The organism is Serratia sp. MYb239, from assembly GCF_002966855.1.
In the GTDB taxonomy this organism is placed as follows: domain Bacteria; phylum Pseudomonadota; class Gammaproteobacteria; order Enterobacterales; family Enterobacteriaceae; genus Serratia_B; species Serratia_B rhizosphaerae.
In genome coordinates this window covers 3,475,396-3,492,963 of sequence record NZ_CP023268.1, presented here as the reverse complement: position 1 = coordinate 3,492,963, position 17,568 = coordinate 3,475,396, and the positions used below count along the sequence as shown (strand labels likewise).

The following is a 17,568-nucleotide window of genomic DNA, read 5'->3' as shown; positions in this document are numbered from 1 at the left end:
TGTTTTTTATGGAGAAAAATATGAACTTTCGCCTGACTGGGCTGGCTTTCGCAACGGTGTTGCTCGTCGGGTGCGCCAGCACCCCTGAGAACGAACCCCAAGGGCGATCCGATCCTTTGGAAGGATTCAACCGGACGATGTTCGATTTTAACTACAACGTGTTGGATCCGTATGTGCTGCGGCCGGTGGCGGTAGCGTGGCGTGATTATGTGCCGCAGCCGGCGCGTAACGGCCTGAGTAACTTTACTTCTAACCTTGAAGAGCCGGCCAGCATGGTCAACGCCTTCCTGAAGGGCGACCCGTATCGCGGGATGATCCACTTCAACCGCTTCTTCCTGAACACCATTCTCGGCATGGGCGGCCTGATCGACGTGGCCGGCATGGCTAACCCGAAACTGGCGCGCGAAGAGCCTAACCGTTTCGGCAGCACGATGGGGCACTATGGCGTCGGTTACGGCCCGTATGTGATGCTGCCGGGCTATGGCAGCTTCACCCTGCGTGACGAGGGCGGCGACTGGGCCGATTCGCTCTATCCGGTGCTGAGCTATCTGACCTTCTGGATGTCGGCCGGCAAGTGGGTGGTGGAAGGCATTGAGACCCGCGCTCAGCTGCTGGATTCCGATGGCCTGCTGCGCAACTCTTCCGATCCGTATCTGATGGTGCGCGAGGCGTACTTCCAGCGCCACGACTTTATCGCCAACGGCGGCGTGCTGAAGCCGGAAGAGAACCCGAACGCCAAGGCGATTCAGGGCGATCTGGACGATATCGATTCGGCGGAATAGGCCGGCACAGAAAGCGCATAAAGAAAAACCCGCCATCCGGCGGGTTTTTTTATCGTTGATACTGTCGGGCGCAGCTTAGAACGTGTAGTTGAAGTTAGCGCCGTACAGCCAGGCTTTACCTTCGGACTCGAAGGTGTAGTCGCCTTCCTTGACGGTAACGTGCTGACCGTGCATATAGGAGACGCCCACGTCCACCGAGGCGTTCTGGTTGAACGCGTAGGTGGTGCCGGCGCTGATCCAGAAGCGGTCCTGATCCGGGATGGAAATGGAGCGGTTCTGGGCCGGTACCGGACTGTCATCGAAGGCGATACCGGTACGGAAGGTCCAGTTATCGTCGTAGTAATAGGTGGTACCCAGCGCGATGCGGTAAGCGTCTTTGAAGCCTTCATGCTTCTCGAACAGCGTCTGGCCGTTGCTGCCGGTGGCGCGCAGCTCTTGGAACTGGCTCCAGCTGGTGTACGCCAGGCTGTAGTGAACGGCCCACTTTGGCGCCACCCGGTTATAACCGGAAATTTCCCACATTTCAGGCAGGTGCAGCGACAGAGAGCCAGGAATGGTGTTGCCGTCGGTGCCCCATGGCAAATCGCTCTGTATCGCGTTAAAGCTTGATGGGATGCTGCTCTTGTAATCACCGTCGAAGTCGACTTTGATTTCCGAACGGTAGGTCAGGCCGTAGCGGTTGTTTTCATCCACTTCATACAGGATGCCGGCGTTCCAGCCGTAGCCCCATTCGTCGCCCTTCAGGTGCGAAATCTGGGTATCGGCAGGCATGCCAACCGCGGCGCCGCTTTCGCCGGCGTAGCGTTCGAGCTTGGCCTTGGCGTACAGCGCATCAAAGCCCAGGCCGAAGCTGAAGTGCTGGTTCAGGCGGTACGCGGCGCTCAGGTTGAGGTTAACGGTGGTCAGATCGGTTTTACCGGCGTACGGGCCGGCGGTATAGCCGTCGTTAAATTCGGTCGCCAGGCCGTAGTTGCTGGTGACCGAGCCGCCGACGGCCCACTGGTCGTTCAGCGGGTGGATATAATGAAGGTTCGGGATCCACTGTGCCGGCGCGATGTTTTTCGCATCCAGGCTGTTGCCGGAGCGCGAGGTGCCGGAGATATCAACGCCCGGGTCGACAAAGATGGCGCCGGCGGAGAAGGTTGGGCGGTCAAACATCATCATGGTCGCCGGGTTGCGGCTGGCTGAGGTGGCATTGTCGGCGACGGCGCCTTCACCAGAAAAAGAACGGCCTAAACCAGAAGAAGAGTACTCATTCAACTGGAATCCTGCGGCATACACGTTTGAAGAAATAATCGCCACTGCAGCTGCAAGAGCTGTTTTCTTGAATAGGTTTTTCTGGCTCATGACCAAAACCTCATTATGTGTTTATTATTTAAACTATGTTACACGTGGTAACAAGGAGCGCGGGATTGTAGGGTCCGTTATCCATCAGACAAATCAGACCAGTGGCTGAATTATAGGTCTGACCTGTTAAGATGTTGCAACTTTGTTTTTGAAATATTTCCAAGTTGATATCAAAAAAGAGATCTGCTTAACAAAACGCCAGTGGTAAATAACAAAATTCCTATGTTTATTTATCAAATTAATATTTTTATTTGTGATTTCCATCACTTAAAACACCTACAGAGAGTAAGTGCTAGTGATCTCATACGGCGAGGCGTAAAATGGCTTACAGAATCTTGGGTCTTTGCGCCGGGTCATACGCCCAGGCGTCGTGAGGAGAATTAACTATGTCAGATGCAATTAATAAATGCAGCGCACAGGAAACGGCAGCATGCTGCTGTGTGGATGTCGGCACCGTGATGGACAATACCGACTGCACCGCGTCCTACAGCCAGATTTTTACCGACGAGCAAGACGCGCAGCAAACGCTGACGGCGCTGACGGAAAAAGCGCGTTCGGTGGAGTCCGATCCCTGCGCCATCAGCAGCAGCCTGCAGCCGGTAGACGGCGGCGTGCAGCTGAACGCTGATTTCACCTTTGCCTGCCAGGCGGAAACGCTGATTTTTCAGCTGGGCCTGCGTTAACGCATCACGGTATTCTGCGCGGCGCCCGCCGCGCAGCCTCTTTAATTTTCCCCTTGCCGGTTTATCCCCCGTTTGAAAGTTGCTCCTGCTCGCAGATTTCACCTCTGACGGTTTGCCAAATGTAAACATCTGGTTAACAATGACCTCATCAGGTCAGACCTGTTTTGCGGATTGCGCTGACGTTACTTTCTTCAGGAGCATTTATGAGTAAGGCACTGCCGCTGGTCACCCGTCAGGGAGACAGAATTGCAATAGTTAATGGATTACGCACCCCGTTCGCCAAACAGGCGACCGCCTATCACGGCGTGCCGGCGGTGGATCTCGGTAAAATGGCGGTCAGTGAGTTGGTGGCGCGCAGCGGCATCGACGCGACGCTGATTGAACAACTGGTGTTTGGCCAGGTGGTGCAGATGCCGGAGGCGCCGAATATCGCGCGCGAGATCGTGCTCGGCACAGGCATGAGCGTACATACCGACGCCTACAGCGTCTCCCGCGCCTGCGCCACCAGTTTCCAGGCGATCTCCAACGTGGCGGAAAGCATTATCGCCGGCAGCATCAGCGTCGGCATTGCCGGCGGCGCTGATTCCTCCTCCGTACTGCCGATCGGCGTCAGCAAAGCGCTGGCGCGCACGCTGGTGGACGTCAACAAGGCGCGCACGCTGTCGCAGCGCCTGAAGCTGTTCAGCCGGTTGAAGTTCCGCGACCTGCTGCCGGTGCCGCCGGCGGTAGCGGAATACTCCACCGGCCTGCGGATGGGCGACACCGCCGAACAAATGGCGAAGACGCACGGCATCAGCCGTGAAGATCAGGACGCGCTGGCACACCGTTCTCACCAGTTGGCGGCCAATGCCTGGGAGCAGGGCTGGCTGCACGATGAAGTAATGACGGCCTATGTGCCGCCGTATAAGGCGGAACTGACCGAAGACAACAATGTCCGCAAAGACTCCAGCCTGGCCTCCTACGCCAAATTAAAGCCGGCTTTCGATCGTAAACACGGCAGCGTGACCGCGGCCAACAGTACGCCGCTCACCGACGGTGCGGCGGCGGTGCTGATGATGAGCGAATCCCGCGCCAGAGAGCTGGGGCTGCAGCCGCTCGGCTATCTGCGCAGCTTCGCCTTTGCCGCCATCGACGTCTGGCAGGATATGCTGCTGGGGCCGTCGTACGCCACGCCGCTGGCGCTGGATCGGGCGGGCATTACGCTGGCCGATTTAACGTTGATTGATATGCATGAAGCCTTCGCCGCGCAGACGCTGGCCAACCTGAAAATGTTCGCCAGCGCGGCGTTCGCCCGCGAGAAGCTGGGGCGCGACGCGGCGATCGGGGAGGTCGACATGGATAAGTTTAACGTGCTGGGCGGCTCTATTGCCTACGGGCACCCGTTTGCCGCCACCGGCGCGCGCATGATTACCCAGACGCTGCATGAGCTGAAACGTCGCGGCGGCGGTCTGGGGCTGGCGACCGCCTGCGCCGCCGGCGGTCTGGGCGCGGCGATGGTTGTGGAGGTGGAATAATGAGCGCAGCGACCAATGCACTGCATGAGCAACGGGCTCCACAGACGGCGTTTCGTCTGACCCTGCGGCCGGACAACATCGGCGTGATTACCATCGACGTGCCGGGGGAAAAGGTTAATACGCTGAAGGCGGAGTTTGTTGAACAGATTAATGATGTGCTGATCCAGGCGCAGCAGCAGACCACGCTGGAAGGCCTGGTCATTATCTCCGGTAAGCCCGATTCCTTTATCGCCGGCGCCGATATCACCATGATCGCCGCCTGCAACAGCGCCAAAGAGGCGCAGTCGCTGGCGAAGAAAGGGCAGAGCACGCTGGCGCAGCTGGCGGCTTTTCCGGTGCCGGTGGTGGCGGCGATCCACGGTGCCTGTCTGGGCGGCGGGCTTGAGCTGGCGCTGGCTTGCCACAGCCGGGTATGTTCCCTGGACGATAAAACCGCGCTCGGCCTGCCGGAAGTGCAGCTGGGGCTGTTGCCGGGATCCGGCGGCACGCAGCGGCTGCCGCGTCTGATTGGCGCCGGCAAAGCGCTGGATATGATGCTGACCGGCAAACAGATCCGCGCTCGTCAGGCGCTGCGCATGGGGCTGGTGGACGATGCGGTGCCGCACGCCATTTTGCTTGAGACGGCGGTCGCGCGCGCCAGGCAGGGCTGGTCGGCGCGGCGCGAGCTGCCGTGGCAGGAGCGGTTGCTCAACGGCCCGCTCGGGCGCAGTGCGCTGTTCGCCATCGTGCGCAAGAAAACGCTGGAGAAGACGCACGGCAATTATCCGGCGGCGGAGCGGATTATCCAGGTGGTGCGTACCGGTTTGGACCAGGGCAGCGCCAGCGGTTATGAGGCCGAGGCGCGCGCTTTTGGCGAGCTGGCGATGACGCCGCAGTCAGCGGCGCTGCGCAGCCTGTTTTTTGCTTCCACCGCGCTGAAAAAGGAGCGTGGCGCCGATGCGCAGCCGCACGCGCTTGAACGGGTTGGTATTCTGGGCGGCGGCCTGATGGGCGGCGGCATTGCCTGTGTGACGGCTACGCGCGGCGGTTTGCCGGTACGTATTAAGGACATCAGCACCCAGGGCATTAATCACGCGCTGAAATACAGCTGGGACGTGCTGGGCAAGCGGGTGCGCCGTAAGCGTATGCGTCCGGCGGAGCGGCAAAAGCAGATGATGCTGATTTCCGGCACCACCGATTACTGCGGTTTCGAGCAGGTGGACATCGTGGTGGAGGCGGTGTTCGAAGATCTGGCGCTGAAGCAGCAGATGGTGGCGGAGATAGAGCAGCACGCCGCGTCGCATACCGTCTTTGCCTCTAACACCTCTTCGCTGCCGATTAGCCAGATCGCCGCCAAGGCGCAGCGGCCGGAGCAGGTGATCGGGCTGCACTATTTCAGCCCGGTGGACAAAATGCCGCTGGTGGAGGTGATACCGCATGCCGCAACCAGCGCCGCAACCATCGCCACTACCGTAGCGTTGGCGCATAAGCAGGGGAAAACGGCGATAGTGGTGGCCGACCGCGCCGGTTTTTACGTTAACCGCATCCTGGCGCCCTATATTAATGAGGCGGCGCGCTGTCTGCTGGCCGGCGAGCCGATCGAGGCGCTGGATAAGGCGCTGGTGGATTTCGGCTTCCCGGTGGGGCCGATTACACTGTTGGACGAGGTCGGTATCGACGTCGGCACCAAAATTATTCCTATTCTGGTGGAAGAACTGGGGTCGCGCTTCGCCGCGCCGGCGGCGTTTGATGCGGTGCTGAAAGATGGCCGCAAAGGGCGCAAGAACGGCAAGGGCTTCTATCTGTATCCCAGCGAAGGCCAGCAGCGCCAGCGCCGAAAACGTGCTGACGCTTCGGTTTATACGCTGCTCGGCGTCACGCCGAAGGCGCATCTGCCGCCGGCGGAGATCGCCCAGCGCTGCGTGATGATGATGCTGAACGAAGCGGCGCGTTGTCTGGAAGAAGGCGTGATTCGCAGCGCCCGCGACGGCGATATCGGCGCGGTGTTCGGCATTGGCTTCCCGCCGTTCCTCGGCGGACCATTCCGCTATATGGATGAGCTTGGTGCGGAGACGGTGGTGAAAACCCTGCAATATCTGCAGCAGCAGCACGGCGAGCATTTTGCGCCGTGCGAACGTCTGCAGCGCATGGCACAACAGGGCGAGCGTTTCTATCCCCGCTAGCGGGCAGCATGGCGGCCCGATTTGCACTACAGTAACAACAGAGGCGTGATGTGATCGCTATCACTCCTTGCGACACCTGCAATCCCGGACGCTGTACAGGGAGATGGGGGCGAGGTAACGTAGGCTGTCGGCGGCGAAGGGTGAGCCGCCGGTATGAAATCTCGCGCATTGCGCGTGAAATTTAACCTGTTGAATTGGTTGTAAAGTGAACGATGGCTTCGCGTAAAGTCGCGCCGACGGCGAAAAAACGGCGTTTTCTTTACGTGAACTTTCAGGCAAAATGCCCGGCCGCCATAGAGTGACGGCGCGTTATCGTTTGGAAGCACGATGTGCTTTTGCGTTAATCAGGGGCCCGGCGCTACGGCACGTTCAGCGTGGCGGGTAATGAGCCGGAGTCATTGAAGCGGCTGCTGCAATTACGCAGTTATTTTGTCAACAACAGCGGTGCACTATGCAAGTTTTGATTATGCGTCACGGAGAGGCGGCGCTCGACGCGGCCAGCGATGCGGTAAGACCTCTTACCCTCTGCGGTCGTGATGAGTCACGTCAGATGGCGGCCTGGTTGAACACCAAGTCTGTGGATATTGAACGCGTGCTGGTCAGTCCTTATCTGCGCGCCGAGCAGACGCTGGACACGGTGCGCGCTGCGCTGACGCTGCCGGAAGGCGCGGAAGTGATGCCAGCGCTGACCCCGGGCGGCGACGCCGCGCTGGTCGGCAGCTATCTGCAGGTCCTGGCCCAGCAGGGGGTGAAGTCGGTGCTGATCGTTTCCCACCTGCCGCTGGTCGGCTATCTGGTGGCGGAACTGTGCCCGGGCGAGTGCCCGCCGATGTTCGCCACCTCGGCAATTGCCAACGTCGAACTGGCGCAGGACGGCCATGCGGGCAAGCTGGAGTGGCAGGTCGGCCCGTCTCAGCTGATGGTGAAAGCCTGACGGCGTAATGTGCGTTAATTGCAAAGGGCGATGATAAACATCGCCCTTTGTCATTTCTGCGGCCTAGTCGGCCAGCTCGACCAGCAGCAATATGGCGGCGTTGCCGCCCCATTCTTTCGGCGCCTGATGGAACGCCAGCACGTCCGGGTGCTGCGCCAGCCACAGCGGCGTCTGTTGCTTGAGAATATGTTTGCCGTGCCCGTGCATCACGCAGGCGCAGTAGACGTGCTCACGTTTACAGGCGGCGATCAGCGCCCCCAGCTCCTGCTTGGCCTGCAGCTGCGTCAGCCCGTGCAGATCGAGAAACAGATCCGGCACATAGTCGCCGCGGCGCAGCTTTTTCAGTTCAAACTGGCTGGCGCCGGGGCGTACATAGCGGGTCGGGCCGTCTTCGTCCAGCTGCGGCTGGAACTCATCGGAAAAATAGAAACTGGCGTCGACCTGTTCCTGCAGCAGGCGCTGCGGCGGCGTCTGCTTGATTTTGGGTTTGGGCGGGCGATGGACAATGGTGTCCTGACGCAGCTTCTTGGCGCCCGTCACCGAGTCTCTGAAGAGCTGCAGTTCATCCTGGCTCAGCGGCGGTTTGTTCTTCATGGTTCTCATTCACTGACGACTATTTTACCGTTAGTTTATCGTGTCGCGTGCGATCTGACGACGCAAAACTGTTGCCTTCAGGTTAAGCCAGGTGAATGAGAAGCGGCTAACCTTAACGTGATGACCGCTCATCCCGCCTGTCGGCCGCCGTTTACCGGTGCGTCGGCAACTTGCGGCAGGGGCGTATATAGCTGCTGATTTGTCGCGGGCTTCGTGGCAAACTATGCGGCTATCTCATGAATCACAGCCGCCTGCCGGAGGGCACTTTGGACAAAATTTTCGTCGACGAAGCAGTGAACGAACTGCACACCATTCAGGATATGCTGCGCTGGACCGTCAGCCGCTTCAGCGCCGCCAATATCTACTATGGTCACGGAACCGATAATCCGTGGGACGAAGCGGTGCAGCTGGTTCTGCCGAGTTTGTATCTGCCGCTGGATATTCCGGAAGAGATGCGCAGCGCGCGTCTGACCTCCAGCGAGCGCCATCGCATCGTCGAGCGGGTCATCCGCCGTATCAACGAGCGCGTGCCGGTGGCGTATCTGACCAACAAGGCCTGGTTCTGCGGCCTGGAATTTTACGTCGATGAGCGCGTGCTGGTGCCGCGTTCGCCGATTGGCGAGCTGATCAACGAGCGGTTCAGCGGCCTGATCCCGCAGCCGCCGCGCCATATTCTGGATATGTGCACCGGCAGCGGCTGCATCGCCATCGCCTGCGGTTACGCCTTCCCGGAAGCGGAAGTGGACGCGGTGGATATCTCCAGCGACGTGCTGGCGGTTACCGAGCGCAATATTCAGGCGCTGGGCGTTGAACATCAGGTGATCCCGATCCGTTCCGATCTGTTCCGCGACGTTCCCGCGATCCAGTACGATCTGATCGTCACCAACCCGCCGTATGTCGATGCTGAAGATATGTCCGATCTGCCGGAAGAGTTCCGCTTTGAGCCGGAACTGGGCCTGGCGGCGGGCAGCGACGGCCTGAAACTGGTGCGCCGCATTCTGGCCTGCGCGCCGGACTTCCTCAGCGATGACGGCGTGCTGATTTGTGAAGTCGGCAACAGCATGGTACACCTGATGGAGCAGTACCCGGATATTCCGTTCACCTGGTTGGAGTTTGCCAACGGCGGCGACGGCGTATTTATGCTGACCAAACAGCAACTGGTGGACTGCAAGGCGCATTTCAGCATGTATCGCAGCTGATAATTTTCCCTGGCCTGCTGCGGCAGGCCCGATAACAAAAAATGTAACGGTAAGGAGCCGTGATGGCAGGGAACAGTATTGGGCAGTTATTCCGCGTCACCACCTTTGGCGAATCTCACGGGGTGGCGCTGGGATGTATCGTTGACGGGGTGCCGCCGGGCATCGCGCTGACGGAAGAAGATTTGCAACATGACCTGGACCGCCGTCGTCCGGGCACCTCGCGCTATACCACGCAGCGCCGTGAACCCGACCGGGTGCGCATTCTTTCCGGCGTGTTTGAAGGCGTGACCACCGGCACCAGCATCGGCCTGATGATCGAAAACACCGATCAGCGCTCACAAGACTACGGCGCGATCAAAGACGTGTTCCGTCCGGGCCATGCCGACTACACCTACGAACAGAAATACGGCGTGCGCGACTACCGCGGCGGCGGCCGCTCATCGGCGCGGGAAACCGCGATGCGCGTGGCGGCCGGCGCGATTGCCAAAAAGTACCTTGAACAGAAATTCGGCGTGAAGGTGCGCGGCTACCTGGCGCAGATCGGCGACGTCAGCTGCGAGCTGAAAGACTGGGAGCAGGTTGAGCAGAACCCGTTCTTCTGCCCGGATGTCGACAAGCTGGAAGCGCTGGATGAACTGATGCGCGCGCTGAAAAAAGAGGGCGACTCCATTGGCGCCAAAGTCAGCGTGGTGGCGGAGAACGTGCCGGTCGGCCTCGGCGAGCCGGTGTTTGACCGCCTGGATGCCGATCTGGCGCATGCGCTGATGAGCATCAATGCGGTGAAAGGCGTGGAGATCGGCGACGGTTTTGCCGTGGTCACCAAGCGCGGCAGCGAAAACCGCGATGAAATTACCCCGGAAGGCTTCCAGAGCAACCACGCCGGCGGCATTCTCGGCGGCATCAGCAGCGGCCAGCCGGTGATTGCCCATCTGGCGCTGAAGCCGACCTCCAGCATTATGGTGCCGGGGCGCACCATCAACCGCCAGGGCGAAGCGGTGGATATGGTAACCCGCGGTCGCCACGATCCGTGCGTTGGCATCCGCGCGGTGCCGATCGCCGAAGCGATGATGGCAATCGTGCTGATGGACCATCTGCTGCGCCAGCGCGGGCAGAACGGCGACGTGCTCTCCGACGTGCCGCGCTGGTAACCGCGCCGTATCATTGTTCTCATGTCTGGGCATCGTCACGATGCCTGTTTTTCCGGCGGTGCGGCATTGTGTCCGCCCGCATGGCGAAATCAATGGATATCACGATGAAAAATGGGTTGTTGGGTCTGATGGCGCTGCTGGCGTCAACGTCCGCGCTGGCGTTGACGCCGTGGCAAAAAATTGATCATCCGGTAGCGGGGTCGGCGCAGGCGATTGGCGGCTTTTCTAACGGCTGTGTGATCGGCGCCCGGCCGCTGCCGCTCAATGCGGCGGACTATCAGGTGATGCGCCAGGATCAGCGCCGCTATTTCGGTCATCCGGAACTGCTGGCGTTTATTCAGCGTCTGACCCGTGAGACCGGGCAGCAGGGGCTGGGCACGGTGCTGATCGGCGATATGGCGATGCCGGCCGGCGGGCGTTTCAGCAGCGGCCATGCCAGCCACCAGTCCGGTCTGGACGTCGATATCTGGCTGCAGCTGCCGCATCAGCGCTGGAGCGAGCGACAGCTGCTGAAGCCGCAGCCGATAGATCTGGTGAGCGGCGACGGCATGCGGGTGCGTAATAATCAGTGGCAGCCGCAGATTGGTTCGCTGATCAAACTGGCGGCGCAGGACGACAAAGTGGCGCGCATCTTCGTTAACCCGGCGATTAAACAGCGGCTGTGCGACGATGCCGGCAGCGATCGCGCCTGGCTGCATAAGGTGCGGCCGTGGTTTGGCCACCGCGCCCATATGCACGTGCGGTTGAGCTGTCCGCCGGACAGTCTGGAGTGCAAGGATCAGGATCCGCCGCCGCCGGGCGACGGCTGCGGTTTCGAGCTGGCCAGTTGGTTTGAACCACACCAGCCAAGCTCGAAACCGGGCAAGCGGGTTGTGCCGCCGTTGCCGCCTTCCTGTCAGGCGTTGTTGGATAACCATTTTTCTGCGGAATAATTCATGGACTGGTTGATGGTCAGCCCCGAAATGCTCGGGGTGTTGTTTGCCGTGGCGTTACTGGCAGGTTTTATTGATTCCATCGCCGGCGGTGGCGGATTGCTGACGGTGCCGGTGCTGCTGGCGGCAGGGGTGCCGCCGGCGCAGGCGCTGGCGACCAACAAGCTGCAGTCGGTGGGCGGTTCGCTGTCCGCCAGCCTGTACTTTATCCGCCGTAAGGCGGTCAATCTTGGCGAACAGAAGCTGACGATCCTGCTGACGCTGATCGGCTCGATCGCCGGCGCGATTCTGGTGCAGCATATGCGCGCCGATCTGCTGCGGCAGATGTTGCCGCTGCTGGTGATTGGCATCGGGCTCTATTTCCTGCTGACGCCGCGTCTGGGGGAGAGCGATCGACAGCGGCGTCTGAGCGCGCTGCCGTTCGGTCTGGTGGCCGGCGGCTGCGTCGGTTTTTACGACGGCTTTTTCGGCCCCGGCGCCGGCTCCTTCTACGCGCTGGCCTATGTGACGCTGTGCGGCTTCAACCTGGCGAAATCCACCGCGCACGCCAAGGTGCTGAACTTCACCTCCAACTTCGGCAGCCTGATCTTCTTTATCATCGGCGGCAAGGTGGTATGGGGCATCGGCCTGCTGATGCTGGTCGGGCAGGTGCTGGGTGCGCGGATGGGCGCGCATATGGTAATGACGCGCGGGCAGAAGCTGATTCGCCCGATGATCGTGGTGGTTTCACTGGTGATGAGCCTGAAGCTGCTGTACGACAGTCACGGCGCTGAAATTCAGCAGTGGCTGGCCATGCATTTTTAACGGGTCAATCGGGCGGCAACGTGAAATAATAGCCGCCCTGTTTTTGTGGTTACTTTGAGTTTTTTTATGTCAGACACGCACCAGTATCCCCAGCTGATTGAGATTTTTAATCAGTGCTTCAGCGACGATTACAATACGCGCCTGGTTAAAGGCGACGACGAGCCGATTTATCTGCCGGCGGATGATGAACTGCCTTACCACCGCATCGTATTTGCCCATGGTTTCTACGCCAGCGGCCTGCATGAAATTTCCCACTGGTGCATTGCCGGCGCAGAGCGGCGCAAGCTGGTCGATTTTGGCTACTGGTACTGCCCGGACGGCCGCGATGCGCAAACGCAAAGCGAATTTGAGGCGGTGGAAGTCAAACCACAGGCGCTGGAGTGGTTGTTCTGCGTTGCCGCCGGCTTCCCGTTTAACGTCAGCTGCGACAACCTGAACGGTGACTGCGAGCCGGATCGCGTCGCTTTCCAGCGAAAAGTACGCGCCCGGGTGCTGGAGCTGTTGGAAAAAGGCATTCCCGAACGGCCGGCGCGCTTTATTCAGGCGTTACGATCGTTTTACAATACGCCGCCGCTGACGGCTGAGAATTTTCCTTACCCGGAAGATCTGAACTGATTTTACTTTAAACACCGCTCCTGACCGGCGACATGCCGCAGGGGAACATGAGGACATGCGATGATCGCTGAATTTGAAGCGCGCGTTTTGGCGCTGATTGATGACATGGTAGACCACGCCAGTGATGATGAACTGTTTGCCGGTGGCTATCTGCGCGGTCATCTGACGCTGGCGGTAGCCGAAGCGGAAGAGCAGGGCGAACACAGCGCCGAACAGCTGAAGGCGCGGGTTGAAGACAGCCTGCATAACGCCATCCGCGCCGGCGAGCTGTCGCCGCCGGATCAGGTGCTGGTAGAAGCGATGTGGGAGAATTTGTACCAGGCCGCATTGCCTACCGCCTGATTCTGCACTTTGCCGCCCCTTTCGCCGCGCAGGGAAAGGGGCGTGCCTCTTGCCCGGTTTACAGCGGGCGACCCTTCAGCAGTTTTCTTACCCACATCCGGTTCGGATTAAGCGCCGCCAGCACCTCGGCATCGGCCGGCAACGGCTCGCCGAACAACTGCGCCGCCAAAATTTCCGCCGTCAGCGGTGCGGAACACAGCCCGCGTGAACCAAGCCCGCCGAGTATAAACAGGTTCGGGTAGCCCGGCGCCTTATCAATCTCTTCCCCGCGCTGTCGCCGTTTTGGCAGATTCTGGTAGCACGCCAGCGTTTGCTGGTAGTCCGGCAGCGCGCCGGCCATCGGCAGATGATCGCGTGTGGCGCAGCGCACGCCGCAGCGGGCCTGCCCGTCGCTGACGTCCGCCTGCTGCGTCCACGCCTGTTGCGGCAGGCAGCACAGCAGCCGCGCGCGGTTTTCCTGTTGTTCCTGCTCGCTGTAGGCGGTATCGGTCACGCCGCGCTGGTAGCTGGCGCCGATGCAGTGCTGCTGATGCTGCGGGCTGACCGGCGTCAGATAACCTTTATAGCACAATACCTGTCGCAGTTGGCCCAGCGCCGGTGCGGTCGGAATATGGGAGACCTGGCCGCGCACCGCATACATCGGCAGTTCGGCGCACTGGGGCAGCGTCGCCAACTGGTGGCCGTTGGCCAGCAGCACCACATCATGCCGGCGGCTGTCGCCGTGGCTGAAATCAAGCCGCCAGCCGTCCTGCTCTGCCGTCAGCGCACTGAGCCGGTGGCGGTAATGGCAGCGTAGCCCTTGGCGCTGCGCCAGTTCCAGCGCGCCGCGCGTCAGTTCCGCCGGGCAGAGCCAGCCGCCCTGCGGATAATTGATGCCGCCGAAGCCGCTGTCGACGCCGCACAGCTGGCTGAGCGTATCGCGATCGGCAGCGAAGGCAAACGCCGGCGGCCAGTCGGTGCCCAGCATATTGTCGATTTTCGCCGCGCTTTTTTCATCGTAGGCCAGCTGGCTGACGCCGCACCACTGATGCTCAAAGACGACGCCGCTGTCGGCCAGCGCGTCATACAGACGGCGGGCGAAGGGAAAGGCGGCGCTGAAAAAACGCTCCAGCACGTCGCCGCGGCCGTTGAGCAGCGGATACAGCGCCCCCTGACGGTTGCCGGAAGCGCCGGCGGCCGGCTCATCGTCCGCGCAGTACAGCGTCACCTTGGCGCCGCGCCGCAGCAGCGCCAGCGCGGTGAGGGCGCTGGCGATACCGCCGCCGACCAGGGCGATATCCTGTGTCGCATCGGCGGGCGGACGGTGGAACCAGGGTGCGGGGTCGGGCGTCGGCGCGCTGTCCGCCGGCAGCGTGCCGACCAGCATTTCGCGTTTCTGACCGAAGCCTTTGACTCTTTCTACCGCAAAGCCCGCCTGCTGCAGGCCGCGACGCACAAAGCCGGCGGCGGTAAAGGTGGCGAAGCTGCCGCCCGGCCGGGCAAAGCGCGCCATGGCGGCGAACAGCTGTTCGCTCCACATATCGGGATTTTTCGCCGGGGCGAAGCCGTCGAGGAACCAGGCGTCAACCTGATTATTGATGCTGTGATCGAAGCGCGGCAGCAGCGCGTTGACGTCGCCGAACCACAGGTCGAGCGTGATGCGCCCCTCCGCCAGCAGCAGGCGGTGACAGCCGGGCAGCGCCTGCGGCCAGCTGGCGCGCAGTTGGTCGGCGTACGGCGCCAGCTCCGGCCAGCGGGCGTGCGCCGCCGCCAGATCCGCCGGCTGCAGCGGGAATTTTTCAAAGCTGATAAAGTGCAGGCGTTGCAGCGGGGCGGTGGGGTTCGCCTGCAGATGGCGTTCAAACGCCTGCCACAGGGTTAAAAAGTTCAGCCCGGTGCCGAAGCCGGTTTCCGCCGCGATAAACAGCGGGCGCGGGTGTTCGGCGAAGCGCGCCGGCAGCCGGTTGCCGCCGAGAAAGACGTAGCGGGTTTCTTCCAGCCCATCCTGATTGGAAAAATAGACGTCATCAAACTGTTTCGAAACAGGTGTACCCTGTTCGTTCCAGGATAGCGCTGCGGTTTGGATGGGGGAGTTGCTCACGGTTGGTTGCTCGTCATTCAAGGGGGTAGCGCGATTTTAACGGCGCTGGCGCTGCGGCGCAAACTGGATAAGAATAAAGCTGAAAAACGCTGATCGGACTTGTTCGGCGTACATCTGTACGCTAAAGTGCGAGGCAAAATCCCGAATGTAAAATTGTGGAAGAGGTATTGAATGAAACGTGCAGTGATTACTGGCCTGGGTATTGTCTCCAGCATTGGTAATAACCAACAGGAGGTCCTGGCGAGCCTGCAGGAAGGACGTTCTGGGATTACTTTCTCTCAGGAGCTAAAAGATTCCGGCATGCGTAGTCACGTATGGGGCAATGTTAAACTGGACACTGCCGGCCTGATCGATCGTAAAGTTGTACGCTTTATGAGCGATGCTTCCATTTATGCGTACCTGTCCATGCAGGAAGCGATTAACTCTTCCGGCCTGAAGGAAGAAGAGTACCAGAATAACCCGCGCGTTGGCCTGATCGCCGGTTCCGGCGGCGGTTCTCCGCGCTTCCAGGTGTTCGGCGCCGATGCGATGCGCAGCCCGCGCGGCCTGAAAGCCGTCGGCCCTTACGTGGTCACCAAAGCCATGGCCTCCGGCGTTTCCGCCTGCCTGGCGACACCGTTTAAAATCCACGGCGTTAACTACTCCATCAGCTCCGCCTGCGCCACCTCCGCACACTGTATCGGTAATGCGGTAGAGCAGATCCAGCTGGGCAAACAGGACATCGTGTTTGCCGGCGGCGGCGAAGAACTGTGCTGGGAAATGGCCTGCGAGTTTGATGCGATGGGCGCACTGTCCACCAAATATAACGAAACGCCGGAAAAAGCTTCCCGCACCTATGACGCCGATCGCGACGGCTTCGTTATCGCCGGCGGCGGCGGTATGGTGGTGGTAGAAGAGTTGGAGCACGCGCTGGCGCGCGGCGCTCACATCTATGCCGAAATCGTCGGCTACGGCGCCACCTCCGACGGCGCGGATATGGTCGCACCATCCGGCGAAGGCGCGGTGCGCTGCATGCAGATGGCGATGCAGGATCTGGATGCGCCGATCGACTACATCAACGTGCACGGCACCTCGACGCCGGTTGGCGATGTGAAAGAGCTGGGTGCGATCCGCGAAGTGTTCGGCGACACCACGCCGGCTATCTCCTCCACCAAAGCGATGACCGGCCACTCGCTGGGCGCCGCCGGCGTGCAGGAAGCTATCTACAGCCTGCTGATGCTGGAACACGGCTTTATCGCCCCGAGCATCAACATCGACAATCTGGACGAGAAGGCGGCGGGGATGGATATCGTTACCCAGCCGACCACGCGCGCACTGAACACCGTGATGTCCAACAGCTTCGGTTTCGGCGGCACCAACGCCACGCTGGTGATGCGTAAACTGCAGAAGTAAGTTTATTCATCAACTGGATAGATTCAGTATTAACAATGGGTTCGGTTTACCGAACCCATTTTTTTTGCGCGCTAATTGCTGAATGCCTCCCCGCCATTGACTGAAATCAAAGAATTTTATCCCCTCTCCGTCATGATTGGCCTCACCTTGTCACGGAGGTGAAGGGCATTCGCCGTTCCGCAATACTCTTGGTGACATATTTTCAGGAAGAATAAATGTCCGTTCAGGCCGTCCTTTCACAGTTTATGCATCGTCTGCGCTTCGTTAGCAAGCGTAGCGGCGCATGGCTGTTGCTGCTGGCCTGGCTGCTGCTTAACGGCCAGCTGGCGCTTGCCGGTCACGGCTGCGATTTGCAGCCTGACGGCAGAGCGGCCGCCGCACAGCATATGTCGCATCTGCAGCAGGCGACGCCGGGCATGGACAGCCATACGGGCGCCGGTGCGCTGTGTGAAAAACACTGCGTGCCGGATAACGCGCAGCAGGATCATGCCAGCCCCTCGCTGGCGATCTTGCTGGTCAGCCTCAGCGTGTTGCTCGCCATACCGCGAACCACCGCGCGGATTTCTCTTATCCACTGGCAAACGCCGCCGATAGCAGGGCCGCCGACAGAGGTTGTATTCTGTCGGTTCCGTGAATAGCCAACCCCGCGCTTTACCGTCTCCCGGACGGCATATCGTGTTGGTTAACTATTTTATGGAGCTATTGTCATGCGTAATTTATTGAGCGTTGCCGTTTTTTCTCTTCCGTTGTTATCCCCCGTCGTGCAGGCCGAAGAGCCGACGACCTCCCACCATGCTGCCGCCGAACACGGTGCGGCGGTCACCCACACTCAGGGCGTGTTGAAAGCCTGGAATCCGCACAAGGTGTCGATCGCCCACCCGGCTATTGAATCCCTCGGCTGGCCGCCGATGACCATGAACTTCCTGCAGCCGCAGCCGCCGTTGGCGGAGTTGCCCGCAGATACGCCGATTGAATTCAGTTTCCGCCAGGTTGATGGCGGCTACCAGCTGATTACCCTCAGCGCCAGCCAGCAGTAAGGA

Annotated in this window: 17 protein-coding genes; 14 read left to right on the top strand and 3 right to left on the bottom strand. The window is 60.5% G+C overall.

What is annotated here, in order from left to right; translation table 11 throughout:
* Window positions 1–20 precede the first annotated feature (20 nt).
* Window positions 21–782 (top strand): phospholipid-binding lipoprotein MlaA, encoded by a 762-nt coding sequence (gene mlaA / locus CLM71_RS16805; protein ID WP_015673230.1) that lies wholly within the window; start codon window positions 21–23, stop codon window positions 780–782.
* A gap of 75 nt (window positions 783–857) precedes the next feature.
* Here the strand turns inward: mlaA and fadL are convergent, their stop codons facing one another.
* Window positions 858–2,129 (bottom strand): long-chain fatty acid transporter FadL, encoded by a 1,272-nt coding sequence (gene fadL, locus CLM71_RS16800; protein WP_105231997.1) that lies wholly within the window; start codon window positions 2,127–2,129, stop codon window positions 858–860.
* Window positions 2,130–2,515: 386 nt separating this feature from the next.
* On the opposite strand from fadL, the gene CLM71_RS16795 reads away from it, so the two are divergent.
* From CLM71_RS16795 to sixA, 4 genes are all read left to right on the top strand, one after another.
* Window positions 2,516–2,812, top strand: a complete 297-nt coding sequence (locus CLM71_RS16795) for a YfcZ/YiiS family protein (RefSeq protein WP_105231996.1) — start codon at window positions 2,516–2,518, stop codon at window positions 2,810–2,812.
* 203 nt (window positions 2,813–3,015) lie between these two features.
* Complete coding sequence (gene fadI, locus CLM71_RS16790) at window positions 3,016–4,326, top strand: acetyl-CoA C-acyltransferase FadI (RefSeq protein ID WP_105231995.1); 1,311 nt, start codon at window positions 3,016–3,018, stop codon at window positions 4,324–4,326.
* Entirely contained in the window at window positions 4,326–6,488 is a 2,163-nt protein-coding gene (gene fadJ / locus CLM71_RS16785; RefSeq protein ID WP_105231994.1) for a fatty acid oxidation complex subunit alpha FadJ, read from the top strand. Before fadI ends, fadJ begins: the two co-directional genes overlap by 1 nt.
* A 451-nt stretch (window positions 6,489–6,939) precedes the next feature.
* Window positions 6,940–7,422, top strand: coding sequence for a phosphohistidine phosphatase SixA (gene sixA / locus CLM71_RS16780; protein ID WP_105231993.1), 483 nt, complete (start codon window positions 6,940–6,942; stop codon window positions 7,420–7,422).
* Between the two features lie 63 nt (window positions 7,423–7,485).
* On the opposite strand, the gene smrB is transcribed toward sixA, so the two are convergent.
* On the bottom strand, window positions 7,486–8,016 hold the full coding sequence (smrB, locus tag CLM71_RS16775) for an endonuclease SmrB (RefSeq protein ID WP_105231992.1): 531 nt from the start codon (window positions 8,014–8,016) through the stop codon (window positions 7,486–7,488).
* 266 nt (window positions 8,017–8,282) lie between these two features.
* On the opposite strand from smrB, the gene prmB reads away from it, so the two are divergent.
* From prmB to CLM71_RS16745, 6 genes are all read left to right on the top strand, one after another.
* Window positions 8,283–9,215, top strand: coding sequence for a 50S ribosomal protein L3 N(5)-glutamine methyltransferase (gene prmB, locus CLM71_RS16770; RefSeq protein WP_105233461.1), 933 nt, complete (start codon window positions 8,283–8,285; stop codon window positions 9,213–9,215).
* Window positions 9,216–9,277: 62 nt separating this feature from the next.
* Window positions 9,278–10,363: a chorismate synthase gene (gene aroC / locus CLM71_RS16765; RefSeq protein WP_105231991.1), complete on the top strand. Its 1,086-nt coding sequence runs from the start codon at window positions 9,278–9,280 to the stop codon at window positions 10,361–10,363.
* A gap of 104 nt (window positions 10,364–10,467) precedes the next feature.
* Window positions 10,468–11,295, top strand: a complete 828-nt coding sequence (gene mepA, locus CLM71_RS16760; RefSeq protein WP_105233459.1) for a penicillin-insensitive murein endopeptidase — start codon at window positions 10,468–10,470, stop codon at window positions 11,293–11,295.
* Window positions 11,296–11,298: 3 nt separating this feature from the next.
* A complete protein-coding gene (locus tag CLM71_RS16755) occupies window positions 11,299–12,099 on the top strand; it encodes a sulfite exporter TauE/SafE family protein (protein ID WP_105231990.1) in 801 nt (266 codons plus the stop codon).
* A gap of 66 nt (window positions 12,100–12,165) precedes the next feature.
* Window positions 12,166–12,714, top strand: coding sequence for an elongation factor P hydroxylase (locus CLM71_RS16750; RefSeq protein WP_105231989.1), 549 nt, complete (start codon window positions 12,166–12,168; stop codon window positions 12,712–12,714).
* A 60-nt stretch (window positions 12,715–12,774) separates the two neighbouring features.
* On the top strand, window positions 12,775–13,056 hold the full coding sequence (locus tag CLM71_RS16745) for a YfcL family protein (RefSeq protein WP_105231988.1): 282 nt from the start codon (window positions 12,775–12,777) through the stop codon (window positions 13,054–13,056).
* Window positions 13,057–13,114: 58 nt separating this feature from the next.
* Here CLM71_RS16745 and mnmC read toward each other — a convergent pair whose 3' ends face one another.
* A complete protein-coding gene (mnmC, locus tag CLM71_RS16740; protein ID WP_105231987.1) occupies window positions 13,115–15,136 on the bottom strand; it encodes a bifunctional tRNA (5-methylaminomethyl-2-thiouridine)(34)-methyltransferase MnmD/FAD-dependent 5-carboxymethylaminomethyl-2-thiouridine(34) oxidoreductase MnmC in 2,022 nt (673 codons plus the stop codon).
* 171 nt (window positions 15,137–15,307) lie between these two features.
* Between mnmC and fabB the strand changes: the two genes are divergently transcribed.
* From fabB to CLM71_RS16725, 3 genes are all read left to right on the top strand, one after another.
* On the top strand, window positions 15,308–16,528 hold the full coding sequence (fabB, locus tag CLM71_RS16735) for a beta-ketoacyl-ACP synthase I (RefSeq protein ID WP_105231986.1): 1,221 nt from the start codon (window positions 15,308–15,310) through the stop codon (window positions 16,526–16,528).
* Between the two features lie 215 nt (window positions 16,529–16,743).
* Entirely contained in the window at window positions 16,744–17,166 is a 423-nt protein-coding gene (locus CLM71_RS16730; RefSeq protein WP_105231985.1) for a hypothetical protein, read from the top strand.
* Between the two features lie 69 nt (window positions 17,167–17,235).
* Window positions 17,236–17,565, top strand: a complete 330-nt coding sequence (locus tag CLM71_RS16725) for a copper-binding protein (protein WP_105231984.1) — start codon at window positions 17,236–17,238, stop codon at window positions 17,563–17,565.
* The last annotated feature ends 3 nt before the right edge of the window (window positions 17,566–17,568 follow it).

What these genes read in the sequence shown, in the direction of transcription:
- CLM71_RS16725 (WP_105231984.1), top strand. Translation starts at nt 17,236, where the DNA reads ATGCGTAATTTATTGAGCGTTGCCGTTTTTTCTCTTCCGTTGTTATCC.
- CLM71_RS16795 (WP_105231996.1), top strand. Translation starts at nt 2,516, where the DNA reads ATGTCAGATGCAATTAATAAATGCAGCGCACAGGAAACGGCAGCATGC.
- smrB (WP_105231992.1), bottom strand. Translation starts at nt 8,016, where the DNA reads ATGAAGAACAAACCGCCGCTGAGCCAGGATGAACTGCAGCTCTTCAGA.
- fadJ (WP_105231994.1), top strand. Translation starts at nt 4,326, where the DNA reads ATGAGCGCAGCGACCAATGCACTGCATGAGCAACGGGCTCCACAGACG.
- CLM71_RS16755 (WP_105231990.1), top strand. Translation starts at nt 11,299, where the DNA reads ATGGACTGGTTGATGGTCAGCCCCGAAATGCTCGGGGTGTTGTTTGCC.
- fabB (WP_105231986.1), top strand. Translation starts at nt 15,308, where the DNA reads ATGAAACGTGCAGTGATTACTGGCCTGGGTATTGTCTCCAGCATTGGT.
- mlaA (WP_015673230.1), top strand. Translation starts at nt 21, where the DNA reads ATGAACTTTCGCCTGACTGGGCTGGCTTTCGCAACGGTGTTGCTCGTC.
- mepA (WP_105233459.1), top strand. Translation starts at nt 10,468, where the DNA reads ATGAAAAATGGGTTGTTGGGTCTGATGGCGCTGCTGGCGTCAACGTCC.
- CLM71_RS16750 (WP_105231989.1), top strand. Translation starts at nt 12,166, where the DNA reads ATGTCAGACACGCACCAGTATCCCCAGCTGATTGAGATTTTTAATCAG.
- fadI (WP_105231995.1), top strand. Translation starts at nt 3,016, where the DNA reads ATGAGTAAGGCACTGCCGCTGGTCACCCGTCAGGGAGACAGAATTGCA.
- aroC (WP_105231991.1), top strand. Translation starts at nt 9,278, where the DNA reads ATGGCAGGGAACAGTATTGGGCAGTTATTCCGCGTCACCACCTTTGGC.
- CLM71_RS16730 (WP_105231985.1), top strand. Translation starts at nt 16,744, where the DNA reads ATGTCCGTTCAGGCCGTCCTTTCACAGTTTATGCATCGTCTGCGCTTC.
- fadL (WP_105231997.1), bottom strand. Translation starts at nt 2,129, where the DNA reads ATGAGCCAGAAAAACCTATTCAAGAAAACAGCTCTTGCAGCTGCAGTG.
- sixA (WP_105231993.1), top strand. Translation starts at nt 6,940, where the DNA reads ATGCAAGTTTTGATTATGCGTCACGGAGAGGCGGCGCTCGACGCGGCC.
- CLM71_RS16745 (WP_105231988.1), top strand. Translation starts at nt 12,775, where the DNA reads ATGATCGCTGAATTTGAAGCGCGCGTTTTGGCGCTGATTGATGACATG.